This is a genomic window from Candidatus Chlorohelix allophototropha, assembly GCF_030389965.1.
Taxonomy (GTDB): domain Bacteria; phylum Chloroflexota; class Chloroflexia; order Chloroheliales; family Chloroheliaceae; genus Chlorohelix; species Chlorohelix allophototropha.
Genome location: NZ_CP128401.1, coordinates 49,362 through 75,134 on the forward strand (window position 1 = coordinate 49,362; position 25,773 = coordinate 75,134).

The 25,773-nt window shown below is 46.6% G+C and carries 20 protein-coding genes and 2 pseudogenes; 5 read left to right on the plus strand and 17 right to left on the minus strand.

Annotation, left to right across the window (positions count from 1 at the left end; genetic code table 11):
- Nucleotides 1–12: 12 nt before the first annotated feature.
- From OZ401_RS23325 to OZ401_RS23350, 6 genes are all read right to left on the minus strand, one after another.
- Nucleotides 13–1,359, minus strand: a complete 1,347-nt coding sequence (locus OZ401_RS23325) for a nitrogenase component 1 (protein WP_341472025.1) — start codon at nucleotides 1,357–1,359, stop codon at nucleotides 13–15.
- Nucleotides 1,360–1,374: 15 nt separating this feature from the next.
- Nucleotides 1,375–2,895, minus strand: a complete 1,521-nt coding sequence (locus OZ401_RS23330; RefSeq protein WP_341472026.1) for a nitrogenase component 1 — start codon at nucleotides 2,893–2,895, stop codon at nucleotides 1,375–1,377.
- A 55-nt stretch (nucleotides 2,896–2,950) separates the two neighbouring features.
- Nucleotides 2,951–3,826, minus strand: coding sequence for a nitrogenase iron protein (gene nifH, locus OZ401_RS23335; protein WP_341472027.1), 876 nt, complete (start codon nucleotides 3,824–3,826; stop codon nucleotides 2,951–2,953).
- 227 nt (nucleotides 3,827–4,053) lie between these two features.
- Nucleotides 4,054–5,022, minus strand: a complete 969-nt coding sequence (locus tag OZ401_RS23340; RefSeq protein ID WP_341472028.1) for a radical SAM protein — start codon at nucleotides 5,020–5,022, stop codon at nucleotides 4,054–4,056.
- A gap of 23 nt (nucleotides 5,023–5,045) precedes the next feature.
- Nucleotides 5,046–5,909, minus strand: coding sequence for an ABC transporter permease (locus OZ401_RS23345; protein WP_341472029.1), 864 nt, complete (start codon nucleotides 5,907–5,909; stop codon nucleotides 5,046–5,048).
- A gap of 11 nt (nucleotides 5,910–5,920) precedes the next feature.
- Nucleotides 5,921–6,787: an ABC transporter ATP-binding protein gene (locus OZ401_RS23350; protein ID WP_341472030.1), complete on the minus strand. Its 867-nt coding sequence runs from the start codon at nucleotides 6,785–6,787 to the stop codon at nucleotides 5,921–5,923.
- A 644-nt stretch (nucleotides 6,788–7,431) separates the two neighbouring features.
- Between OZ401_RS23350 and OZ401_RS23355 the strand changes: the two genes are divergently transcribed.
- Complete coding sequence (locus tag OZ401_RS23355) at nucleotides 7,432–8,580, plus strand: ABC transporter substrate-binding protein (RefSeq protein WP_341472031.1); 1,149 nt, start codon at nucleotides 7,432–7,434, stop codon at nucleotides 8,578–8,580.
- 165 nt (nucleotides 8,581–8,745) lie between these two features.
- Complete coding sequence (locus tag OZ401_RS23360) at nucleotides 8,746–9,834, plus strand: ABC transporter substrate-binding protein (protein ID WP_341472032.1); 1,089 nt, start codon at nucleotides 8,746–8,748, stop codon at nucleotides 9,832–9,834.
- Between the two features lie 699 nt (nucleotides 9,835–10,533).
- On the opposite strand, the pseudogene OZ401_RS23365 reads toward OZ401_RS23360, so the two are convergent.
- From OZ401_RS23365 to OZ401_RS23380, 4 genes and pseudogenes are all read right to left on the minus strand, one after another.
- Nucleotides 10,534–13,047: pseudogene (locus OZ401_RS23365) on the minus strand (HAD-IC family P-type ATPase); the annotation flags it as partial.
- 126 nt (nucleotides 13,048–13,173) lie between these two features.
- The gene (locus OZ401_RS23370) at nucleotides 13,174–13,350 is read right to left on the minus strand and encodes a YHS domain-containing protein (RefSeq protein ID WP_341472033.1); all 177 of its coding nucleotides are present in this window, start codon (nucleotides 13,348–13,350) and stop codon (nucleotides 13,174–13,176) included.
- 111 nt (nucleotides 13,351–13,461) lie between these two features.
- Complete coding sequence (locus OZ401_RS23375; RefSeq protein ID WP_341472034.1) at nucleotides 13,462–13,683, minus strand: heavy-metal-associated domain-containing protein; 222 nt, start codon at nucleotides 13,681–13,683, stop codon at nucleotides 13,462–13,464.
- Nucleotides 13,684–13,702: 19 nt separating this feature from the next.
- The gene (locus OZ401_RS23380; RefSeq protein ID WP_341472035.1) at nucleotides 13,703–14,983 is read right to left on the minus strand and encodes a sulfite exporter TauE/SafE family protein; all 1,281 of its coding nucleotides are present in this window, start codon (nucleotides 14,981–14,983) and stop codon (nucleotides 13,703–13,705) included.
- A 333-nt stretch (nucleotides 14,984–15,316) separates the two neighbouring features.
- Between OZ401_RS23380 and OZ401_RS23385 the strand changes: the two genes are divergently transcribed.
- Together OZ401_RS23385 and OZ401_RS23390 are read left to right on the plus strand one after the other, a co-directional pair.
- Entirely contained in the window at nucleotides 15,317–15,991 is a 675-nt protein-coding gene (locus OZ401_RS23385) for a response regulator transcription factor (protein ID WP_341472036.1), read from the plus strand.
- A 3-nt stretch (nucleotides 15,992–15,994) separates the two neighbouring features.
- Complete coding sequence (locus tag OZ401_RS23390) at nucleotides 15,995–17,416, plus strand: sensor histidine kinase (RefSeq protein WP_341472037.1); 1,422 nt, start codon at nucleotides 15,995–15,997, stop codon at nucleotides 17,414–17,416.
- A gap of 118 nt (nucleotides 17,417–17,534) precedes the next feature.
- On the opposite strand, the pseudogene OZ401_RS23395 reads toward OZ401_RS23390, so the two are convergent.
- Nucleotides 17,535–17,729, minus strand: a pseudogene (locus OZ401_RS23395) (IS66 family transposase); the annotation flags it as partial.
- A gap of 342 nt (nucleotides 17,730–18,071) precedes the next feature.
- Here OZ401_RS23395 and OZ401_RS23400 point away from each other — a divergent pair.
- The gene (locus OZ401_RS23400; RefSeq protein WP_341472038.1) at nucleotides 18,072–19,013 is read left to right on the plus strand and encodes a PAS domain-containing response regulator; all 942 of its coding nucleotides are present in this window, start codon (nucleotides 18,072–18,074) and stop codon (nucleotides 19,011–19,013) included.
- Nucleotides 19,014–19,052: 39 nt separating this feature from the next.
- On the opposite strand, the gene OZ401_RS23405 is transcribed toward OZ401_RS23400, so the two are convergent.
- From OZ401_RS23405 to OZ401_RS23430, 6 genes are read right to left on the minus strand one after another with little or no spacing between them, the layout of a single operon-like run.
- Complete coding sequence (locus OZ401_RS23405; protein ID WP_341472039.1) at nucleotides 19,053–20,291, minus strand: threonine synthase; 1,239 nt, start codon at nucleotides 20,289–20,291, stop codon at nucleotides 19,053–19,055.
- A gap of 48 nt (nucleotides 20,292–20,339) precedes the next feature.
- Nucleotides 20,340–21,302: a phosphoglycerate dehydrogenase gene (locus OZ401_RS23410; protein WP_341472040.1), complete on the minus strand. Its 963-nt coding sequence runs from the start codon at nucleotides 21,300–21,302 to the stop codon at nucleotides 20,340–20,342.
- A 54-nt stretch (nucleotides 21,303–21,356) separates the two neighbouring features.
- Nucleotides 21,357–22,790, minus strand: a complete 1,434-nt coding sequence (locus OZ401_RS23415; protein ID WP_341472041.1) for an ABC transporter substrate-binding protein — start codon at nucleotides 22,788–22,790, stop codon at nucleotides 21,357–21,359.
- A 57-nt stretch (nucleotides 22,791–22,847) separates the two neighbouring features.
- A complete protein-coding gene (locus OZ401_RS23420; protein WP_341472042.1) occupies nucleotides 22,848–23,798 on the minus strand; it encodes a carbohydrate ABC transporter permease in 951 nt (316 codons plus the stop codon).
- 42 nt (nucleotides 23,799–23,840) lie between these two features.
- Nucleotides 23,841–24,719, minus strand: coding sequence for a sugar phosphate isomerase/epimerase family protein (locus tag OZ401_RS23425; protein WP_341472043.1), 879 nt, complete (start codon nucleotides 24,717–24,719; stop codon nucleotides 23,841–23,843).
- 12 nt (nucleotides 24,720–24,731) lie between these two features.
- A complete protein-coding gene (locus tag OZ401_RS23430) occupies nucleotides 24,732–25,748 on the minus strand; it encodes a Gfo/Idh/MocA family protein (RefSeq protein ID WP_341472044.1) in 1,017 nt (338 codons plus the stop codon).
- Nucleotides 25,749–25,773 lie beyond the last annotated feature (25 nt).

Sequence of the window (25,773 nt, forward strand, 5' to 3'; positions counted from 1 at the left end):
AAAACCCGATATTTAGGGCACGATAAACTTGCTCAACACATGTTCAATCACCGCTACACCGCCACCATAACCGGCATAGGTTTCCCGCACCACCAAGCGACTATTTGCCGGGAAACTGACGTTTAGGAAGATTTTCCCTTCAGCTTCTGCCAAATAACGCTCCTGAGAAGTTGCCAGCAACAGTCTGTAATTTGATTTTTTCAGATATTGCCGTATTTTCCAAGAATCTACCTCAAAAACCACCTTCGGTTGTAGACCACCGAGGTTTTCAAGGTTTTTAATTATCTCATCCCGGACTTCTTCAGGTGGATCATCATTTATTATGACCTGAGTTGCAGTAAAGCCCGCTAACCTTGTTAGATAGCGGGTTATACCTACCGCAGTTGATGCGCCTGCTACTATGTTAAAGGGTAAAGCAGGTCCAAACTGGGCGCAGCTATCCCCGGCTATATTTAGGTCGTTGTAAGCTTCGGCTTCCTCAGCAGCAATCAGCTTCTCATATTTCGCCTTCGGAATCTTTAGCTTTTGAGCAACCTTTCTTACAAAATCACTCGTATCAATTGGACCTGAAGGCAGAAAAGGAAAAGTGATATAGGGTATATCAAATTTTTCCTCGATGAGTTGGGCGGTCTTTACACCAACCCATGGCGAGATTACGATGCTCAGTTCTGCGGCTGAAATGTTTTTTATACCATCTAACCCGCTGGCATCCCCAATAAACTGATTCACCTTTAGACCGAGTTTGTTCAGAGTTTCTTTGATAGCCCGCAGGTTGCCGCGCCAAAATATATCCTGATAGGGGACGATTCCAAAAATATTAACCAAGCCTTTTACCTTTGGCTTGGGTTTGACCAATTTCCGAATAAAGGTCTCAAAGACCAGTTCATACCCGGTATTGGAATTTCCTGAGAAACCGCTGGCATTAACGGCTAACACCGGAGTGGCTTCCTCTGCGAATTCTCTAGCAACCGAATCAATATCATCACCGATCATGCTGGCAATACACCCGGCTACTACAAAATAGGCATCTCCGTCAATAAGGTCTAGTGTGCCTCTCAGCTGATCTCTCAGTCTGCTTTCACCACCAAAAACCACTTCATTTTCAGACATGTTGGTGGAGGGGGCGTTAACCCCGCTGATATAACCGATGCCTTGCAGCGCGGCAGCCATTCTGAAAGAGAGGAGTTGGTTTTGCCCGCAACCTGCCCCGGCATGAATGATAGGTATTATTCGATTTATATTGGTAATGACTGCCAGAGCGCCACCCAAAGAACAGGTATATTTGGGAGATTCCAGACATCTCTGATCGGTGGCCTGGTCGGCTGGTTCTTCTTCTCTAACCAATGAAAGATTAGCCATTATTTACAACTCTCCTTATACCTCTAATGCTTTTGAATATGCCAAGGCATCGGGTTGCTCATACCACCAACTCTTGTAGGGACTTGGAGTCTTGGCATGGAGTGTCCTAGTCAGGGATTGGTTTTGAAGGGCGCGCTGTACGATATAGCCATAGTTCAAAATACCCCGGAACACAAACTGGTTGGCAGGGATGGAGAAATCAGAGCGGAAGGAATGGTTCCTTACTTGGCTGCCTTCTCTTTTGTAAACCCCCATAAATGGGCAGCCCGTATAAAGATCCGGTTTTAAACGGTTCAGCATATGACTGTGTTCAAAGGGTTGTTCATCCGAAGAATGGACTTCAAAATCGCCCAATTCATTATGAACCTTTTCCAAATCCTCAATGATATACGGGTCAATCTCGCGAGAGCTTATTGCGGCAACCTTAATGCCCAATTCTGCGGCTAGGCGCGGTATGAATGCAATCCTTAACTGTCCTGCTGCCACAAAAATACTAGCATCTTTACCGTTCAAGCTCTTCTTCAGGCTCTTCTTCAGATCTTCCAATTGGGGAGTAACTATGGAAATTTCCTCCTCAATTAGCGCTTCAATTTCTTTTTCCTTGCCTGTATGTTTTGCAATTTCCCTGAACCAATCCGCCGAATTTTGTAAACCTAGAGGACCCGGCTCGCGGAAATAGGGCACTCCAAATTTTTCGAACAAAGCTTTCTGTAGGTATTCACCATAAGAGGCGCAGGTTGGAGCGGTTACTGCCGCTTCAGACATAGTTTCAAGCTCTTCGGTGGTCGCGAAATCCGGTACATAATTGGCTCGCAGCCCGACTTTAGCAAATAGCCGATTGATTTCTACCCTGTCTGCCCAAGTAACACTGAAAGGAGCAATTATATTGACCAAATCCTCTTGTTTCCTTCGAGGAGGTTTAACCAGATATTTAACGATGGCATGCGAGGAAGCATCAAAGGCAGTCTGATTGATCTTAGACCGGAAGCCTTCGCAATGTACGGGTACCAGACGAGCCGCAATTTCTGGTTGAACGGAATCCACCACTCCTTCAATATCATCACCCATCACGCCGGAAGCGCAAGAAGTGGCAATTATGATAGATTTCGGGTTATACCGCTCGTTTGCTTCAAGAATAGCTTGCCTGAGCTTTTTCTCACCGCCAAAAACAATGTCACTCTCTGACAAGTTGCTGCTTAACACCGCAAGTTCGAAATCCTGCGGTCTGCCTAATGACAAAGGAACGGATCGGAACATTTCCCGATAGCCGTTTGTCCCCTGAGAACAGCCCACAGGACCATGGACGATAAGAACGCTATCTCGGATAGTGACAAGCCGCATTACTGTCTGAGTTAAGAGGCATCCGCCCGATTGCTCGAAAGTACGATTGCGCCACTCAAGCGCTTTACCGGATTTATAGTCATCAACTAGGCTGCTGAGGGTACCTGCATAGTTCTTAATTGTACCCAAACGATCTTCTCTTTTGGGGCTGGTCTTGGCGTTCAGGTCCAGCTTTTCTTCTTGAAAGTGTGACATTAAAATACCTGCCTTCCTGCTTAAATAATTGATAAGGCTTTCTTATTAAAAGCAATTAGATACTAGCAGCCACGCTGCGAACCTCGCCGGCTTCAATTGCTAACAACTGATCCCCCCATTTTGAAGCCCACTCGCGTAGTTCCTTAGTATCCAAAGGAGTAGGCACTTTCGATTCAGTATGGTTATATATTTTAGAAGCCAAACTGCGATAAACATCCGCCTGAGCAGATTTAGGGGCGGCTTCTATTGTAGTTTTACCCTGCAATTCGCTTTGGGTTACCGTCACGGAACGTGGGACATATTCGACAACTTGGGTGCTGGTTCTGCTTACAAAATCGTCTATAATCTCTTTCGAATAGCCCACATTAATGGAATTAGCTATGACACCTCCCAACAGCCCCCCGCCAGAATTGGAGTATTTTTGGATACCCTTAAACAGGTTGTTAGCGGCATATACTGCCATAAAATCTGCTGAGGAAACCGTAAAGACATGTTCAGCGATTCCTTCGCGAATAGGAACTGCAAAACCGCCGCAAACCACGTCACCCAAGACATCATAAATAACGATGTCTATATCGAGTTCCTTGAAAACGTTTAATTGCTTCATTAGTTCCACAGCGGTTATGATACCGCGACCGGCACATCCGACACCCGGCGCAGGACCACCAGCTTCTACGCAATATACCCCGTTGAAACCCTCATAAACTACTTCGTTTGTTTTTACCTTGAGCTTCTCCCGAAGCGTATCTAGGATAGTGGGTATATAGTTTCCGCCCCTCAAGGTGTTCGTAGAATCTGCCTTTGGGTCGCAACCAAACTGCATCACTTTATAACCGAACGTTGAAAGCGCCGCACTGATGTTTGAGGTGGTGGTTGACTTACCAATCCCACCTTTGCCATAAATAGCAATCTGCTTAATTTTCTTAGCCATATTACTCCTTGGTCTAATGCTACTAAAAACCCTAACCGGGTTATACACATTTATGGTGAATAAATTCCATAACAAAACTTATAACAACCTCACCCTATAGCTTAATTGCTATAAGGATTTGCCTTACTAAAAGGTGAGAAGCTGGTTTTGTGCTTATTTCTCTGAGGCTGTAACCCGACTTGCTTCCATTATATGCATCTAAATACAGGCGCTTTATTCAGGGGAATTTATTCCCCTAGGAAATTGTTTCCTTCCCTTCTTATTTCTAAAGTAGGGGCAGGCTGTTGTTTCAAGAACTTTGCCTCGCACTTTTTCGTGGTAGTAACTGAACCACAACCTTCTTCGCCCGGTACGCCTATGGCATCCGCTCGGCACTGGTTACAATTTCGGAATTGCTTGAGAATGCGATCACATTGATCCCTTACTCTGTTTAATTCTTCAGGAGTCGGGGGGAGGGTATCTTTGAATTTACCTTGTGGAATAAGAGGCATGATATTCATCACATGCGCTCCCAATTCTTTTACAACGCGGGCAACCCTAGGCAGATGTCGATCGTTTACTCCCGGAATTAAAACCGAATTGACTTTAACTACCATGCCTCTTTTAACTGCTTCCCGCAGACCTTCGAGCTGATTTCTGCTCAAGATTTCGAAGGCTTCCCGGTCTTTATAGGTTTTACCCTTGTACCGAACGTGGGTGTAAATTTTTCCGCCTATTTCGGGATCTACCGCATTAATCGTGATGGTTAAAGCAATTACACCCGCTCTATCTAATTCTTCAATTTTTTCGGGCAACATCAGCCCATTGGTTGAGGTACAAAGGATTAGATCAGGAAAGAGTTCCTTTGTTTTCACTAGAGTCTCAATGGTTGCAGCGTTAGCCAACGGGTCACCGGGACCGGCAATACCTAAAACTTTAAGCCTCGGTTCAAGCGCTAAGGCTTCTCCTATGGTGGACATTGCCACATCTGGCGAAATCACTTTGGTAGTAACGCCGGGTCGGTTTTCATTTGGGCAATCAAACTTGCGAACGCAATAACCACACTGGATATTGCATTTTTTAGCTACCGGCACATGAATTCTGCCGAATTTATTATGAGCCTCCCCGCTATAGCATGGGTGCGTAGCCACTTTTGCTACAAGGTTGGCTTGTTGATCAAATTTCCCAGAAAAAATAACTTGGGCTAAATCGGTCATAACTACTCCTTCAATCTGTCTTTCTAGCGTTTCCACGGTATAACCACCCGTTCGATATAATTCAAGGCATAAGTGGATAAGAGTCCAAGAACGGCTATGATCAGCAGACCTGCATACATATCTTCTACAAGCAGAACTGACCATGAACTCCAAACTAGGTAGCCTAAACCCGACCTAGCCCCTACAAACTCAGCAGATACCAGAACTATTAAGGCGATACCCATAGCCAGCTTTAAGCCGGCGAAAATAAACGGTAATGCTCCGGGAAGGGCGATGTCTCTGAAAAATAGCCAGCGACTTGCCCGGTAGTTCTGCCCCACATCAATATAGATTGACGGAATATTGGCTACCCCTGAAACAGTGTTAATCAAAACTATATAGAAAACTGCTACGGCGATAATCGCTATTTTTGAACCATCGCCTATGCCAAATATGATTAAGAAAAGTGGGAAGATTGCAATCTTGGGAATTGGAAAGGTAGCATCCACTAAGGGCTGTATTGCTGCTCGGACTATAGGTGAGATACCCATCACAATACCGATTATTACACCCGGCACTACACCCCAGATATAACCGTAAACCGTTCTTCCGATACTAGCCCACAGATGATCCCATATTTCGCCAGATTGGAACAGATCCCAAAGCTTACTGAATATGGCGGAAGGAGCCGGAAAGAAACGCACGTCAATAATTTTCAGATTACTCAATATTTCCCAGACACCTAGCAATAACAAAGGTGTAGCAACCGAAACAACCTTGATGAAAAACTGTCGGAATTGAAAGCTTTTCTTCTTTTCAGATTCATAATTAAGAATGATGCTGCTAGCCGATATTGGCTGGGCTACTGTAAAGTTTTTTGCAGCTATATTTAACAACTCATGTTCCATAAGCTTTTCCCCTATCTCTTTTGAGCCTTTATAACCTCGCTACGCAATAGCCCCCAAACTTCGCTGAATATCTCCCCAAAGTGAGGATCAGCTCGCATGGCTTCAATCTGACGAGGTCGTGGGAAATTAACAGGAATAATTTTCAAGATTCTTCCAGGTCTTGCGCTCATTACTACAATTTTATCTGCCAGTATGATGGCTTCATCTATACTATGGGTTACAAAGATAACGGTCTTGCGGGTTTCTTCCCAAATTTTTAGCAACTCCTCCTGTAATAACATTTTGGTTTGTTCGTCCAAAGCGCCGAATGGTTCGTCCATCAGCAAAATATCGGGGTCGGTAGCAAAAGCACGGGCAACCGAAACCCTTTGCTTCATTCCACCGGAAAGTTGATACGGTAAGGCTTTTCCAAAACCGCGCAAACCGAGTTTTTCAATATACTTTTCTGCAATTTTGTACCGGATAGCGCGTGGGTAACCTTGCGCTTTGAGACCAAACGAAATGTTATCTCGAACATTCATCCAAGGAAAAACTGATTGTTCTTGGAAAACCATTGAGTTCAAAGGTCGGTTTTTAACTCTTTCTTCTCCGTTCTGATTGGCAGTTTGAGTACGGATGTGTAACTGTCCTTCTGTTTTCTTTTCTAGCCCGCTAATAATGCGTAGCAAGGTAGTTTTCCCACATCCAGACGGCCCTACCAGACAATAAAATTCACCATCACCAATTTCGAGGTTAGCATTCTCGATAGCGCTTACATGTACATTGCGAGAAAAAAAGGATTTACTCAGGTTTTCGACTTTAATTTTCCAGTCTGGCAATTTTATCGTTGTTGATTTTTCAGCCGGTATCGAGTCGAAAACTTGTTCAATTCTGCTCATTTCTCAACCCTTCTTGTTTTTAAGCACAATAAAGTAAACCTATATCTGGTTGTTCTTGTGCATACTTAAATAAAACGACACAAGACTAATTGATATAAGCCGTAAAAATCAAAAAGGCTCGTTTCTTTTGATTCATAAGTGAATCATGAAAACGAACCTCTGGTTGACCAGTCAGTCCCTACAAATTAGGGTAATTTGTCATTTATTTACTTGGAATTTATGTAGATTAAACCTTAGTGTTGAAACTAAAAAAGGTAGAGCTGTGAATATTGTCAGGGTATGTCAATGTTCAATTAAGTTTTCCCTGACCATCATTGGTGAGGATAGCCAAATGATAATATACATAAGCGACATTGTCAAGTATCAATTTCGCCAGTTTCTAAAATTGACTTCTAATGCGAAAAGCTTTATGTGTGGACACGGTTATTTACTTCTGACCAGAATGCAATCGAATCAAGATTTGTGACCTTGCTAGAACTAAAAACGCCCTGATTGATATTACTTTAAGAGAATTACCAGCCGAGTATATCAAATATCTAAAAATAGGCTCTTGACAATTTGTAAAAATTACACTTATAATCCACCAACTTCAATGTGGATATTTTAAATCAAGTTACTCAGCATTATTACGGGAGATTAAGTTTATGAAAGAAAGCCACACACAGGAAAGAAATTATGCTTTAAGATCTTTACTACTCGTAGTCCTGATTTTGACAGGATTGCTACTGGTAGCCTGCGGTGATTCAACCGCTACTACTGTATCCACTACCACAGCCGCTTCTACTGCCGCAAAAACTACTGTAGCGTCTGGCACCACCACCACAGCCGCTGCCTCTAGCACTACCACTGTGGCAGCCACCAGCAGTGGTGCAAAAACCAAGATAATCTATGCTTGCCAAGCTACCGCTGAAACTGCACCGATATACTTAGGCATAGAGAAGGGTTATTTTGCTGCTAATAATTTAGAGGTTGAGATAGCTTTGACTAATGGCACCTCCGATCTTATTCCACTCGTAGCAACTGGGCAAGCCAGCGGAGGAGTTGCAACATGGGCTGCGGCATTTTTCAACGCTGCAAAAAACAAGTCAACTGTTTCGATACTTGGTTCTTTAGGAAGGATACCAGATTCGGGACGAACCCCTGCCCGTATTATTGTCTCCAAAGCTGCCTATGATTCCGGTCAGGTTAAAACTGTGGCTGACCTCAAGGGCAAAAAAGTAGCGATTCCCGGTCCCGGTGCCTTTGCTGAATATTCAGTTAACCTAGCGCTTAAAACAGGCGGACTTAGTATTAAAGATGTGGAACTGGTCAATATTCCCTTTCCCCAACAGGCTGCTGCCTTTAAAACAGGAAGTGTAGTAGCCTCCTTTGCTTCAGAACCTGTTTCAACCCAGTTAGAAGCCGATGGCACTGCTGTAACCTTAGTTGATGGGCATGCCGGGGGAACCGAATTAACTTTTATGGTATTTAATACCGACTTCTTAAACAAAAACACCGAGGCAGTGACCCGGTTCCTGTCTGTGTACATCAAGACCTTAAGAGAACTGGATGCAGGTGGCTGGAAAGACCCAGAAGTACAGAAAATAGTGGAGAAATACACCAAGGCACCCGGTGCTTTGCTGAGCAAAATAGCGCTTTCGGTACACAGTAACAATGATGTGATAAATATTAATACGGTGCGAGCGCAAGAAGCTTATTTCCGAGAACGTGGCGTTCTAAGCTATACCGGAGATTTAGATCTTGAATCGCTCATTCGGAAGGATATTATTCAAAAAGCTTTACAGTCATTGTAAGAGGAGTAACAAAGAGCGGTAGCTCTAAGATTTGCCAAGGTGGCTTTGTGTGTCCACCTTTACACTGGAATATTGAGACATAAGAGAAAGGTTCAGGTTTTGGAAAAGTTCAGCAGGTCGGGGAAAAGTTTCCGTGCAAACCCTTTATTACTCGTAGTCCTGATTTTGACAGGATTGCTACTGGTAGCCTGCGGTGATTCAACCGCCACTACCGTATCCACCACTGCCGCAGCTTCTACTGCTGCAAAAACTAGTGTAGCTTCCGGCACCACTACATCCGCTGCCACAACTGCGGCAGTTGCTACTACTGCGGCGGCTACAAAAGCCGCTTCCGGCGACAAAACAAAGATTTTATTCGCTTCCCTTACTGGCGATAGTCCTTTATATGTGGCTATAGATAAGGGTTATTTTGATGCTTACAACCTTAGTGTAGAAATTGTAAACGTCAATAACTCTTCCGAGATAATTTCACTCCTTGCGACAGGTCAAGCCAGTGGGGGTGGTACTAGTTGGGCGGCTTCGTTTTTCAATGCTGCTCAAAAGGGGTCAAATATAACCATCGCTGCCCCCTATCAAAAGGTGCCTAAGACAGGAAAAACTAACGCACGTCTCTTGGTTGCCAAGAGTGCCTATGACTCCGGTCAGGTAAAAACCGTAGCGGATTTGAAAGGCAAAAATGTAGCTATCCCCGGTCCTAGCGCCTTCGCTGAATATTCAGTTTACCTTGCTCTAAAAAACGCCGGATTAAGCATAAAAGATGTTAACCTAGTCAATATCCCATTTCCCCAGGTTGCAGCAGCCCTGAAAAGCGGTAGTGTAGTGGCGGCTTATGCTGGGGAACCGACTTCCACTCAGTTGGAGGCAGATGGAATCGCTGTGACCTTGAGTGACGGACATGCTGCCGGAACGGAGATAAGCTCTTTAGCTTTTAACACCGACTTTTTAAATAAGAACCCTGATGCAGTAGTCAAGTTTGTAGCTGCCTATATCAAAGCCTCTAATGAATTGAATGCGGGTGGTTTTCAAAATCCCCAGATTCAAAAAATAGTGGAAAAATACACCAAAATTCCGGGTGAAATATTGGGCAAAATTCCCCAACCATCGCCTAGCTATGATGGTTCTTTTGATATAAGCTCGGTGCGCGCACAAGAGGCTTATTACCGGGAACGCGGAGTTCTAAGCTATGCCGGCGATATAAATCTTGACACAATCATCCGAAAAGATATCCTCGAAAAGGCTAAACAATTATTATAAAACCACCAGAATTAGGGGGGTTTTGCATAACCCCCCGAAACGGTTGCAGTCAGCTTCATCAGACAGCGCCTTGCATCCAAAATTGGTAGGGTAAAGATGATACACTAAGATTTCGTTGGGTGCTCGTCTAAAATAAAGTAAGGTCGGGACTAGAGTACTGCGCTTTACCGCATCGTCTAGAATAAATAGATAATCGTCTGCGTGATGTAGTGGTTCATGGAGTGGTTATACAGGCTTCTCGCCCTAGCATTTAGATCTCAAAAAGTGTGCTTTCTGAGTGACCCGTCTCAAATGTTGTCTCATAATGCTAGTATCACAACTTCTAAGGTATTTTGAAACACAACATTAACTGGTTTGTGGCAGAAGTGCACCATATCGGGGGGTTATGCAAAACCCCCACCATGAAAAAGCATGGTCAAAACTTGTTGGTTGCGCTCCTTAACTCTTTTGCTGGTCATCCTTCCCTTCCCTACCTACTCGCCTGAACTGTTACGTCGTTTATTACCAAAATGTTTACCGGGCAACTAGGTAATTACCCGGCATAAATTACAAGGCGGGACAGGTCAGACTTGCTTACCCTTGAAACGATTTAATAGTAACGAATTCGAAACCACCGATACGCTGCTGATAGCCATTGCTCCAGCAGCTAAAATTGGGTTAATTATCCCCAGGATTGCCAGCGGCACCAGCAGCACGTTATAAAAGAATGCCCAGAAAAGGTTCTGCTTGATCTTGTGCATTGTAGCTTTGGAGAGCCTGATGGCAGTAGCCGCCGCTCGCACATCGCCATGCATCAGAGTTATATCTGCCGCTTCCATAGCAATATCGGTGCCGATACCAATCGCCATCCCCACATCCGCTTGCGCCAGTGCGGGGGCATCGTTAATACCGTCCCCCACCATCGCTACAGTTTTGCCCTCTGCCTGAAGCTTTTTAACCATAGCAGCTTTTTCTTCAGGGCGAACCTCTGCCAGCACTCGACTGATTCCGGCTTGACGGGCTATCGCTTCGGCGGTGCGGCGGTTATCCCCGGTCATCATCACCGGCTCGATACCCAGCGCTATAAGTTCGGCGATCGCGGCGGCGCTGCCCGGTTTTATTGGTATCGGCTACTGCCACTAACCCGACCAGTTCCTCTTCCACCGCCACCAGCATTACGGTTTTGCCCTCTCCTTCCAGCCGAACCATTTGTTCTTCGGCTTTAGCAGAGATTGTAATTTGGTTTTGTGACATCAAACGGCGAGTACCGACCAGCACCTTACGTCCCACTACTTCCCCGCTGATGCCTGCACCGGTATAGCTCTGGAATTTCTGAGGTTGCTCCTGCGGGTCGTCCAGATATAAGCCCCGGTTTCTGGCTCCTTTTACTATTGCTTCTCCCAACGGGTGTTCGCTGGCTTTTTCTACCAGCACGGCAAACTTCAAAACGGCGGTTTCATCCAGCCCACTCAGGCTGCCCACCTCAGTGATTTCGGGTTTGCCCCTCGTAAGGGTTCCGGTTTTATCCAGAAGGATGGCTTTGATACTTCTGGCACGCTCCAGGCTTTCGCCCCCTTTAATAAGAATGCCTTGTTCCGCGCCGACTCCAGTGCCTACTATAATGGCGGTGGGAGTGGCTAACCCCAAAGCGCAAGGGCAGGCTACCACCAGTACCGCAACTGCCGGTAAAAGCGCTTCCTGAAAGGAATGACCGGTTAAGAGCCAGCCCACAAAACTCAGCAAGGCAATCCCGATGATTACCGGCACAAAGATACCGCTAATGGTATCGGCTAACCGCTGCACGGGGGCTTTTGAGCCTTGCGCCTGCTCTACCAACCGGATTATCTGCGACAGGACGGTTTCTTTGCCCACGCGAGTGGCTCTAACTCTTAGCAAACCGTTCTGATTTACGGTTGCACCGATCACCGGATTACCCGTTTCTTTTTCAACCGGCAGGCTCTCGCCCGTGACCATACTTTCGTCCACCGCGCTTTGTCCAGACTCCACCACGCCGTCGGTCGGGATTTTCTCACCGGGGCGCACAATCAGTAAATCTTGGGGCACTACCTGAGAGATGGGAATGTCCTGCTCCACTCCATTTCTGAGAACGCGGGCAGTTCTGGGCTGTAAACCCATCAATTTCTTAATCGCTTCGCTGGTACGCCCTTTGGCGACCACTTCCAGAAATTTGCCCAGGTAGATCAGGGTAATAATCAGGGCAGAAGTCTCAAAGTAGGTAATCGCATCTCCTTCGGTGGGACCGGTGGACATCTCACCAGCGGGGGCATAACTATTCCCCAAAACAAGCAACCAAACACTGTAGAGATAGGCAGCGGTGGAACCCATCGAAATCAAAGTGTCCATATTAGCCAAGAAGTGGCGGGCGGTTTTCAATGCACCCCGGTGAAATTCCCAGCCGACAATAGCCCAGACTGGCGTAGTCAGTGCAAATAGCAGCCAATCTCTTATTCTCAGATCGCTAAACCAGCTCATCCCGAGCATATTGATTACAAAAACCGGGATGGTGAGCGCGAAACCCAGAATCAGCAGGTTGCGACGACGGATTATTTCTTTCTGCCGCCTAACGGTGGTACGGTCTGGCTCAGCTTCAGGGGTTGCCACAGGCTCGGTCACGGTGGTCGTTTGAGCCATAACCCTTTTTTCAGGCGAGTCGGCTTCAAGCCCATAAGGTTGTGCCTTATACCCTGCCGCTTCAATTGCCCCGATGATTTCAGCCAGATTAGTCTTGTCAGGTTCAAAAGTAAAAGTGCCGCGTTCGGTGGCAAGGTTAACATTAGCGGCAGATACCCCCTCCACCTTTTTTACTTTCCGTTCGATACGGGTAACACAACTGGCACATGTCATGCCCTCAATTTCAAGCTCGGCGGTGAGTACGCCCGATTCCTTCTCAAGTTGAGTTGAAAGGGTGGTTACAAGCGGTGCTGCTACTATTCTCGGTTCCTCGACTTCCAGAGGGGTAGCTTTATACCCGGCGGCTTCAACTGCCTTAACCAATCCTTCCACGTTGGCAAGTGCCGGATCAAAAGAGACAGTACCCTTTTCGGTGGCAAGGTTGACGTTGGCTTCCAGCACACCTACAACTTTTTTAAGTTTTTTCTCAATTCGCATAACACAACTGGCACAGGTCATACCCTCTAGCTCAAGGGTTATGGTTGCCGTCGGCGTATTAGCATTAATCTCATTTATTGTATTTTGATCAATTGTTTGAGACATTATTTTCCACTTCCTAAAATGGCATGACTAACCGGAAAGCAAGGTGACTCTAATTTAGGACATAGCAAACATAGCTGCTATTCCGGTTGCCCGCTCTACTATTTATTGAAAATCAGTGCTGAAACCTTAGTGTCCGGTCTGCTCAGGCTGAGTTTCGCTCAGATATTTTTCTGGCTCTTTATCGAAAGACTTTTTGCAACCGGGGGCGCAGAAGTAGTAAGGGGTATCATTGTATTCGGATTTAAACTTCGCAGTTTCGGTATCCACGCTCATTTTGCATACCGGGTCAATTGCTTGAGCCATCTCATGATTCCTTTCGTTGTTGGGATTACCCAAATCTGCTTCAGGATTTGGTGTAATGTTTTAGTACATTAAGCACTTCGCTGATCTTTTCAGCGCCGTTCCCTTGCTTTATCAGGCAGTCTTTACCGCGCTGACTTTATAACCCACCCCGGAGATGGTGGCTATTATTTTCTGCTCATTCACTTGCTGTTCATCGTATTCCACCTCCGCCTGCTGGCGAGCATAGCTGGTTCTGGCACGGCGAATGCCAGATAGTTCCTCCAACTCCTCGTCAATGAGTAGGGCGCAACTGGCACAGTGCATCCCTTCGATTTGAAATAGCTTCTTAGCCATATACACAACTTTCTTAATCTTAAACTACCGTGATAGTGCCGGAGTACATTCCCATACTACAGGTGTATCGAATGGTGCCGGGCTGTTGCGCCGGTATCTCAACTACCGTTTGTCCGGTGGTAGGCAACACCTTCCGAATGCCAAATTTGTTCAGGGTAAAGGAGCGAACACAGCCTTGCGTATTCTGGGTGATCAGGTTAAGCCGGATGGGTTGACCGCTTTTAACCTGGACATTACCGGGAAGGTAGGCGCTGCTGGTGACTTTTATGGTAACTTCCTGTGCATCAATACTTCCTGTGCCGGGAGAGGTCGCGGGTAAAACAGCAGTAGCAACACCTCCCTCTGAAGTATCTGAGAAAGCGTTGGCTATCGTATTTAGGCTTACCGGAAAGTCCAACAGATTGAGGGAGGTGTTGAGGGAAATTATTGAGAGTAAAATCAAGGAGAAAGCGGCAATTTTCATGAAACGAGCATGCATTAGTGCGCCTAGCCGGGTGGCAAAATAGCCCAATGTAAAAAAGAGCGGGGAGGTACCCAGCACAAAGCCGCCCATTATAAGTGCGCCGGAGAGTGGATTGCCTGTGCCGATGGCTAACGCTTCCATTGCAATAGTAGTGCCACAAGGAATCAGGATAGTCAGGAAACCAAGAAAGGCGGGGGCAAAATAATCCTCACTTTTGCTATACCGCCTGAGATACTTTAGCGCGCGCCGGGGCGGTTGGATGGCGAAATAACGAAAGATGGGGTGAACCTGTAATAGGTTCAGGGCGGTTGCCAGCATAAAAAGCCCCACGAATAAATTGATCACGCCCTGATCGGTGGTGGTAATGGTAAACAATGAACCCGACCAGCCCAGCAGTAATCCCAGCAGGGTATAGACCAACAGTTTGGCTCCAAGAAACACTATGATTGGCAGCGCCTGATTCCCTTGCCCAGTAGCAAGGCTCTGGCGAGACTCTTCGCGTCGGGCGATTAGCGTGGCTAATAATCCACCCTGTACTGCCATGCAACTAAGCCCTCCGGTGGTCAGTCCTGTGAGGAACACAATCAACAGGCTGCCTGCTCCGGTAAAATCGGTGACATTCCCGATGTTTAGCGCCGAAGGAATCAGTAAAAGACCGACACATAAGGTTGCCAGAAAACCCAGCAGCCCATAGGGAATCGGCTTAGGCTGATCTTGCACAACTGGTTGAGGAGTTGAAATTCGAGCCTGCTTTACCACGCCCACGCCAGTAGCAGTAACGTGGTTTGCTTTTAAGGCTGAAACAGTTTTCTGGGAGTTTTTTCTACGCTTGCTCATAATTTTTACGCTTATGTTCCTTCCGGGAATTTCGGGAAGTTGCTCTAATCGGGAATAAATTTCAAATATTTCAAAATTAGCATAAAGCCTTTCAGCGCATAAAACCTGATGATTAGCTGAGGATTTGTAAAGGAAAAAGTGGAATCCGGTTATTGCATTCCTCGCATACATACTTAAGTCTATTTTCATGGTAGCTCTAATTTCGTTGACTAGATATTTACCAGCTTTAACTGACTTGTTCACCGGGAACTTTTAGATTATAGCGAAGATGCTGTTCTTATAATCATCTTTGACCTATTGATAGACAATCTAGGTAATCGAGTTTTAATTAGTATGGAACATTTGCTTGTAATAGATGATGATCCCGCCGTTACCAGCCTACTCAGACGAGGTTTTTCCTACGAAGGTTTTTCTGTGGCTACGGCGGCAAGAGGAGAAGCGGGGTTAACAAGCGCCAAGGAAGAAACCCCCGACTTGGTAATACTCGATATGATGATGCCCGGTATTGGTGGGCTGGAAGTCTTAAAGCGGTTAAAAGCCAGCTACCCAAAACTCCCCGTAATTCTCTTGACCGCTAAAGATGCAACTGTAGATCAGGTACAAGGTTTTGAGTCTGGCGCGGACGATTATGTAGTAAAACCCTTCACCTTTGAGATTTTGCTGGCTAGAGTAAGGGTGTTGCTACGTCGCCATCATCCAGAAAAATCCGTGCTATTGAAGTTCGCCGATCTGGTGCTGGATGCGAACGAGCATCAAGTTCACCGTAGTAAACGCCAGATAGCCCTTACCGGACTGGAGTTCAAATTGTTGCAATTATTTCTGGAACATCCCCGCCAGGTACTTTCCAAAGATGTTTTATTGGATAAGGTCTGGGGCTATGACTTCGGAGGTAACGCCAATGTAGTCGAAGTATATGTGATGCAACTTCGCCAAAAGCTAGAAGAAAAATCGGAACCGCGCTTGATCCACACCGTTCGCGGCGCTGGTTACATCTTGAAGGAGGAGTAAGCCTTGTCAATACGGTTGAGGTTGGCGCTCTACTGTGCCGGGATATGCGCGGTTGTAGTGATATTGGTCGGGCTGGTGGCTTACTCTCTGCATGCACGCGGTCATTACGATGAGCTTGACCGACTGCTCGTAGCCAATGCCGAGCATGCCGCTGCTGACTCGATGAATTTCGATCATCCTCTGGGCGGTGCAGATGGCACAGGGGTAGGACTGCTATTATATAATCTTGAAGGCAAAGTGGAGTTAAGTTCACCCGACGCTGAACTATTCCCCACCCTTAGCCCAATCAAGGTTTTAGCCTCCCCTGCGGGTGCTGCTTTCGATCCAGTAGCCGGGCTAGCCCCATCGTTATCGGGTTCCCTTTCCCAACATGGCGGTTTTGGTCTTATTTCCACACCCAACCAACGCTGGAGGGTATATGTGTTACCACTGGAAGACTCTACCAGTTATATCGAGACAGTCACTTCTTTGGGTAAACTAGACGCTTCTATGCAAACCTTTCGGTTGATTTTGCTGTTTGTAGGCTTACTGGGTGTTAGCGCTGCTCTCATTGGGGCAAGGCTACTCGCCGGTAGAGCACTCCAGCCGGTCTCGAAAATGATTCAGGCTGCCCAGACCATCTCTCATTCCCGAGATTTTTCGCATCGGCTGGAAGTGCCACTGACCACCGATGAACTTGGTAGGTTGGCTGATACTTTTAATGAAATGCTCCAAAACCTGGAAGGGGCTTATCAGGCACAGCAGCGCTTTGTCTCAGATGCTTCTCATGAATTGCGTGCGCCGCTTACTGCTATACAAGGAAACCTTGAGTTACTCCGACGACAGCGGTATATGTCGGAAGAGGAAAGGGAAGAAGCCTTCTCAGAAGCGGAGCGCGAAACAGAAAGACTGACTCGACTGGTAGCGGACTTATTGGTGTTGGCTAGGGCTGATTCCGGCTCCCAGGTGCGCCATGGTACGGTTGATTTGGATGAAGTAGTATTGGAAGCATTTAAGGAAGCCCGGAAGTTGGCGTATGGGCACAGCCTTACGCTTGAAGAATTGGAACCAGTTCAGCTTGAAGGAGACCGTGACCGCTTAAAACAGCTTGTTCTAATACTCTTGGACAACGCCCTTAAATATACTCCTGAAAGTGGCGCGGTTATCCTAAGTTTAGAAAACTTAGAGGGGCAAGCAAACTTGACAGTTAGAGATAACGGGGTGGGTATTGCCGAACAAGAACTCGCTCATGTTTTTGAGCGCTTTTATCGAGCCGACCCTGCCAGAGGTCGAGACCCTGGCGGCACTGGACTTGGGCTACCCATCGCTCGTTGGGTTGTGCAGCAGCACAGTGGTACTATTACGTTGACTAGCGTTCTAGAGCAGGGAACCACAGTGCTAGTAGCCCTGCCTGTTAAAGTTGCTACACCATTGGCAACTTCCTAAACCTATCTTCAAGTTATTCTCAGCTTGATAAACAGAAAGTGATCGTACCAACGATCTGAAGTGAAACAACTGACAATGACTGGGTACGAAGTAATTAGCGTTTTTTCATTGTAACAGTTCAGACCAGAAATTTGGGAAGAAGCGGTTGTCCACAAAAAGAGTTAAGGAGCGCAACCAACAAGTTTTGGCCCTGCTTTTTCATGGTGGAAAGATAGCCTCTAATCCGACAAAAGTAACTGGCACCCGCCTGACTGCGAAAACAACCTGAAACCTTTTGTTGCACTTTAACCATTCGAATATCGCGCTTGCTCAAGCACCATTCCCTCTCATGTCCATTGCCCCGCATTTCGCCGCCCCATGTGGTTACAGCCCTACCCCAACCGCCCGGCTCAAAGCCAGCTTCTTTAGTATTGGCATAGCCAGCCTGACACGTACCGCATGGATACTCCCGCGCCTCCGCTCCCCCCCTTGCGCCGCCCATTCCCATTCTGTTGGCAGCCGTATCTCCACATTTTTCGGTACCATTTGCAGCTTCTCCTAGCCTTATACTTTTTCCAGCCGGAAGTATTCCCCTAGGAATTATAATTGTAAGTAGGACATACAAATATCTGTTTAGTCGTAATACAAATTTGCTAGGTTTTCAAAAGGTATGACCATGCGCCATTCAAAGGTTGTAGAACCCGAAAAAAACAATATTCTCCTTATCACTGATTCCCCGTCCGATGTTGACTACTTGGTTGAATTACTCAGAGATTCTGCGAAAATCAATTTCGAGTATTGCCTTATCCTAACTGCCCTTGAGCTTGAAATAGCTCTCAAAGAGCGCGAGTGGGACTTAGTTTTGTGCAATTTTGTGTTAGCTACGCTAAGCTCGGTCGATGTGATTAAGCTAGTCAAACACTCTCAACCCACCACCCCAATTATCCTTGTTTCAGAAGGGGCAACGATGCAGGACGCAGTAGATATGATGCGTCTGGGGGCAAGCGGGTTCGTTGAAAAGGCGGAATACCCTCGTCTTATAGAATTTGTCAGACAAGCGCTTGAAAAGTGGCACTTAACAAAAGAATCGGAAAGCGTACTCGAATCGAGCATTGTCGCCTATCAGACAGAGCTTATCTGTCGTTATGATGCCGATTTTCGACTGACCTTTGTCAACCGTCCCTACAGCGAATGGTACAAGCAGCCTATTGAAGCTCTATTGGGTAGTAATATTCTGGATAAAATTCCGGCAGAGTATCGAGAGCGGGCAATCGCCCATGTCAAAGCCTTAACGGTTAATAGTCCCCTTGCAAAATTAGTATATCAAGATAGCCTACCTGGTCAAAAGCCACGCTGGATTGAATGGACAAACCGGGCTATATTTGATAAAAGTGGTCGCTTTATCGAATGTCAAAGTGTCGGGCACGACATTACCGAACACAAAAGAATTGAAGAAAAGCTACTCTACAGCGAAACTCAGCAGAAAGCGTTACTTTCGGCGAACCCTGATTTATTGTTTCGTATAACGCCTGAAGGAATATTTGTTCTCTTGTCTGAAATTCGCCAGAACCAATGCCCCTTACTTTGTGCCTATTCTTCTAATGTTCGTTTCACTTAAGATCGCCGAAACTAAACTGGCATAACTTCCTGTTTGCCACTAATCCAGAAATTGGGTATCAGCAGGTACTACCGGAATATCAAAACTCATGAATTCAGGGTATTTCTGACCCATGCCAGTATTGAATAACACTACGCGCTCTTCGGGCGATACCCAGCCTTGCGCCAGCAAATGACGTAATACTGCCAGCGTAGCCGCACCTTCTGGAGCGGGGAACAAGCCTTCGAGTGAAGCGATTTCCTTCGTAGCATCCATCATCTCTTCATCTGTAACTGCAAGGGCAGTTCCGTTACTTCCTCGCACCGCCCTCAGCATCAGGTAATCGGCAATAGCGACAGGCACACGAATACCGCTGCTATTAGTCTGGGCGTTTTCCCAAGGACGTGCAAACTCAGCCCCTTCTTCAAAAGCGCGTACAATAGGAGCGCATCCGGTAGCTTGCGCCACCACCATGCGTGGGCGTTTTGAACCAATCCAGCCCAACTGCTCCATTTCATCAAAGGCTTTCCACATGCCCACAAGACCAGTTCCGCCCCCGGTAGGGTAGATAATAACATCGGGAAGTTCCCAGTCAAGCTGTTCGGCAATCTCGTAACCAAGCGTCTTTTTACCCTCGACCCGATAAGGCTCTTTCAAAGTGGATAAATCAAACCAACCTTTACGTTCGCCGTTGGCTTTCAAGATTCGTCCTGCATCGTTTATAAGACCCTGCACTAACCAAGTTTGTGCGCCAGTTACGGCTGTTTCATTTTTATTGATAATCGGCGCATCTACCGGCATCATCACTGCCGCTGCTATTCCCGCGCGTGCAGCGTAAGCGGCAACCGCCCCACCCGCATTGCCAGCACTGGGAATACTGACTGCCTTTGCGCCCAATTCTCTGGCTTTAGAAACTGCCATACCCAGACCACGTGCTTTGAAACTACCTGTCGGGTTCTGCCCTTCATCCTTGATTAATAAATTTTTCATGCCAAGCTTTTTGCCGAGTCGCGGCGCTTCCAGAAGTGGTGTCCAACCCTCCCCAAAGGTAATGATATTTTCTTCCCATAGCACCGGAAGAGCTTCTTTGTAGCGCCACATACTGGCAACTCGACCGGGCAATAGCTCACGTTTCAGCCTTTCTTTTACTGCTTGCACGTCATAGCGGTAATACAGCACCTTGCCACAGGCAGGGCAGGTATTGTGCAATTCAGCCCCGTTATAGGTTTTCCCACAATAGGTACACTCCAGATTTTGTACTGCGCTATTTGTTGGAGTTTTCTCTTCGGTTTCGCTCATTTATATTTCCTCCGGCAAGGTTAATTACCCTGCCATTCTGTTTAGTTTTCAGCCAATAGAGCCGGGTTTAACCTGATAATACTCACCCTGTCCGCTTAAAACTGCCCAACTGTTGTGGCAAGCCACCTCAAGGCAGGCAAGGCGCGATTCGGTAGTGATTCCGGCAACATGTGGTGTCCAAATGACATTTTCCAACGCCATCAACGGGCTATTGAAATCAGGCTCATTTTCCATTACATCCAAGGCTGCCCCGGTAAGCCGCTTTTCAATCAACGCCCGGTGTAAGGCGATTTCATCCACTACTCCGCCGCGTGCGGTATTAATCAAATATGCTTCTGGTTTGGCAAGCGCCAATTCATTTTCGCCAACTATATGATGTGTCAAATCGTAATGTGGAACATGCAGAGTAATGAAATCGCTATGGCTTAACAACTCATCTAACTTTACATAAGTAAGACCAACTCTATTAGCAAAATCGTTATCAAAAACTATATCAAAACCCAATAACTTCATACCGAAACCGACAGCGCGTTTCGCTACTTCCTTACCGATGTTTCCTACCCCAATTATACCAAGTGTTTTGGCATAAACGTCCTTACCTACCATGCGAACCCATTTACCTTCTGAAACAACTTTTGTGTTTTCGGGGAAGCGATGTGCCAGCATAATCATAAAAGCAATAGTGTGATCGGCAACGGCATGTTTGTTTGCGCCGGGAGTAGTGGTAACAATTACGTTCTTTTCCTCGGCAGCTTCGAGGTCAATTGCATCAAAGCCGACTCCGGTGCGAGCAATAGATTTTAATTGCGGCAAGCTGAATATAACTTTGCGGGTGAAAGGTTCGACCCCACACATAACACCGTCGAACCCTTCTACTTTACGAATCAAGTCTTCTTCGGAGATGCCGGGATAACCCGGATCCACCACAACTTCAACCCCCTTTTCTCGCAACCAACTTAGTGACGGTAGGGAAGAAGGTGCGTTCCAAGAGAGTAATTTGACGCGATACATTCAAGCTCCTTTAAGCTTCTCCCCCATTCGCAGGGGGAGAAGTAACAGGTTGACCTATTTGAACTTTGCCAGAATATCCTCAGTCTTGGATTTCATAGCTTTAACTGCTTCTTTGGGAGTGGTCTGCTTGCTCAGCACCTTGCTGACCTGATCCTGTATTACTTCGGCGGAAATCTGAGGGTAAGCCGGAGTCACCGGGCGAGGCTTGCCATTTGCAAAAGCGGCTGGTAGAATCGCTATTGCCGGGTTGAGCGCCTGAATTTCCTTATCATCGAAGGCAGCTTTAAGGGCAGGGAAAGCCCCCGCGCCCAACACATGGGCTTTCTGCGCTTCTAAGCTGGACAAATACTCGACCGCTTTCCAAGCTGCTGCCGGGTTTTTGCTGCTGGCACTCACTGCCAAGTTCCAGTTTCCGATACAACCGGAAGCCTGTTTACCCTGTGCTGCCAGTACCGGCTTAGCGCCCCACAAACCTTTTACCTTGGAGTCTGCACCGATTGCAGCACCGGACAAATCGGCAAAACCACGGGCAAACACGGCGTTACCTTGAATAAAGACGTTCTGGATATCGGGTCCCTTGAACGTAATCATCTTTTCAGGGATGATTTTGTTGGTGAAAATTGCATCTACAAGCCATTGCAAGCTGGCTTCCGCTTCAGGACTATCTACCAGCACTTTGTTAGTCGCCGGATCCCAATATTCTCCACCGAAGCCCCACAACACTTCCAGCCACATTGCGCTCAAGCCTTCGTTTTTGAAGCCGGCGCACACATAGCCATATATATCGGCGGTTTGCAATTTTGTTGCGGTATCTACCAATTCAACAAAGGTGTTAGGGGGTTGCAAACCTGCTTTGTCCAGAATATCCTTGCGGTAGAATAGAACCCCGATATTTTGATACCACGGAATACCGTAAAGTTTCTCTTTAAAGGTTGCGCCGGAAAGCGAACCTTCAAAAAAGTTCTTGCGGAAATCGGGAGTTACAAAACTGTCGAGCGGGGCAATATAACCGGCAGCCGCAAACTCAGGTGCCCAAGGCATATCGGTAGCAATTACATCGTATGTGCCATCTTTTGCGCCCAAAACCGTTACAAACTTGTCGTGCATAGCGGCGCTATCATTAGGGAATTCCTGATACTCTATGCTTACCCCGGTATTCTTGGCGTTAAATGTATCAGCAATCTTTTTAGGTGTTCCGGTACTACCCTTGAGCGTAGCCAGCGTCACTTTTCCCGTAACATTCTGCGCAGCTGCGGTAGTTGCTGACTGTGTAGTAGCAGCGGCAGTAGTTGCTACTTTTGTAGTGGCGGCTGTAGTCGCTTGCCCACCTGCTGCGGTGGTAGCGGCAGCAGTAGTATTAGCCGGAGCAGGTGTGGCGGTACTGTCACCGCAAGCTGCCAGAATAGCAGCGCTGGCAGCGCTCAATCCTAGCAAGCGCACCATCTTGCGGCGGCTAATAATGTGTCCATTTTTGTTAATATCTTCCATAAAAATCTCTCCTCATTTTTTGAACGCAATACTGCGCTTTACATGAAACCGAATAAGTTAGCGTTGCTGATCCTCTCGATTACCCAATACTTTTATGTAGATAATCGCGATGATCATAATGTAGCAAAAGGTAATTACTGCGAGACTAGAACCAAAACCAAAATTTTGTTTGCGAAAGAGTTCCTGATAGGTGTAGTAATTAAGCGACTCAGTACCGAAACCACCTTCCGTCAAAACAAAGACCATATCGAAAATGCGAGAAGCATCAATGGTGCGGAAGAGAAGCGCAACCAAAATAGTAGGGCGCAATCCCGGCAAGGTGATGTGCCAGAAGCTTTGCAACCAAGTTGCGCCATCTACTCTTGCTGCTTCGTAAAGGTCACCTGAGATAAGTTGTAAACCGGAAAGTAAAATCAAGGCTACGAAGGGAGTTGACTTCCAGACATCCGCGAATGTAACAGCCCAAAAGGTAATTCCTTTGTTGGCAGTCCACAGTATATCCTTGTCAATTAATCCCAGACTTTTCAAAATAGAATTGAGTACGCCATATTCGCTGTTGTAGATTAAGCCCCACATACGCGCCACTACGACAGTAGTTAGACTCCATGGAATAAGCACCACTGCCCGCACCAGTGCGCGTCCCCGAAATTGCTGATTAAGCACCAACGCTACGCCCATCCCGAATACAAATTCCAAACCGACCGAGATAAGCGCAAAGCCAGTGGTAAAACCAAAAGCATCCAGCAAGCGGGTACGCAAACTCTCTTTGGTAAAAGAGTCTATATAGTTTTGCAAACCGATAAAATCAGGCTGTTGTTGGATGCGTTTATCATAATCATTCAGGCTTAACCAGATTGTCTGACTAATCGGGAGGAATACCACCAGCACTATAACCAGTATGCTCGGTAAAACCATCAGATAAGCCATGCTCTGGCGCTGGCTGAACTTCCACCATGGGCGCGAATTGATAATATAGTCTGTTTTTATCTGTTTACCTGTAACTGCCATTGATTTTTTCCTTCAAGTTTTAGCGCCTATGCGAAGGGTCATTTAAACCAGAAACTGGCTCAGATATTTATGGCTAAACGCCAAACCACGCTGTATCTTATCCAAAGAGCCTTCCCAAACCGGGTCTTCATGTTCAATTGTGACCGGACCATCGTAACCAAGTTCATACAGGGTATTAATGAATTTTCCCCAATCCACTTGTCCTAAACCGGGTAAGCGGTAGCGCCACCACCCTTCACCTAGAATACCTTTCTGATTGAGCTTATCCTGCATAACCTCGGTATCTTTCGCCTGAGTAAGAAACACTTTTGAGGCGAAATTTTTAAGAGCGGCAATATAATCTATTCCTAGCCATGCCAGATGAGAGGGGTCGAAGTTCAGTCCAAGCGAATCGGAGGGAATTAGGTTAAATATCTCCTCCCAGTTTTCAGGCGAAAAGGCAATATTGTAACCGCCGGGCCATTCTTCCAGCATCGGGCAGTTTTCAATTGCAATTTTGCGACCGTGCGCCTCGGCAAAGCGCATCAGTTCGAGCCAGTTTTGCTTAACCAGTTCATAATTATCTTTTACCGTCAGGCGATGGTCGCGCCCAATGAAGGTAGTCACATAGGGTACATCAAGCGCTTCAGCCGCCAGAATCATATCCTTGAGATGTTGTTGACTGGCGATACGCCGCTCTTTATCAGGGTGTAAATGATGCCCGCCTAGCAGAAAGCTAGAAACGGTCAGCTCATATTCTGCTAAAAGTTCTTTAAAACGGTGCGCCTCGCCCTTATCGGCAGCAATCTTCTTTAAGTTAACTTTCAGGGTGCGTGGGGCAGTATGGATTTCAATATAGCCAAAGCCGTTGGCATGTGCCCATTTGAGTTGCTCCTCGAAAGTTAGCTCGGATAAACAGGCGTTGATAAACCCGATTTTCACTGAATTAATCCTTTATAACCGGATGGTCTGACTTTTTTCAATTGCTTCCAAGGCTGCCAACGAAACCTTCAAAGCAGCGATACCCTCATCAATTCCGATATAGGGCTGTTCACTACCTCGTAAAATATCGGCAAGAACGTTTACTTCATGTCCCCACCAGTCCAACCCCGTGTTTGAAACGGTATCGGTTTTCCCATCTTCGGTAATCAGCGTAAGCGTTCCACGAATATCTCCGATGATGTAGCCTTTTGGTCCGATAAAACAATCTCGATCCAGATGATGAGTTTTGAAAACTATAGGCAAGCCCCAACTGGTAGAAAATTGCGCTATATCACCGGAGCGATATTTGATATTTACCGCTGCTGTGTCTATTGCCAATTCACCCAGATTCTCGCCAGCAAGTTTGTCTGCCCCGAAGATAGCGCCGTATCCACCCAGACTTTCCGGCTCACTTTCAAATAAATAGCTCCATAAATCGAAGTGGTGGCACCAGAAATCAATAACAGGACCCCCGTTGATATTTTTAGCGTGCATCACCAATTTTGGTCGAACTTCCATGATGTTTTCGGAAGTAACCATTATGGGTCTGCCGATGTAGCCTTCACTAATCCAGTGTTTGAGACGGTCAATAGCGGGGGAATAGCGCAGCATAAAGCCGATTGCCAATACCAACCCTTTTCTTTGGGCGGTGGCTTTCATCAATTCTGCTTCTTCAACAGTAAGCGCAACGGGTTTTTCGCAAAGTACGTGCGCCCCATGTTCCAGCGCAAAGATGGCGGCATGGGTGTGAAAGGAAGTCGGCAAGCACACCGAAACCACCGCAGGCTTGGTTTCACGGATAGCGTTCTCATAATCACTATAAAGCCCTTTAACTCCATATTTTTCGCCCGCCTCCTGCAAACGCTCAGGGATTCCATCCACAACCGCTACCACTTCGCAACCTGAGTTTTGCCAGCCCCTTAGATGCCGGACACCCATATCGCCAGCACCTAGTACACACACTCTCAAAGATTCGCTTGAGCTTGTCATATAATTACCCAATCCAGAGTAGGTC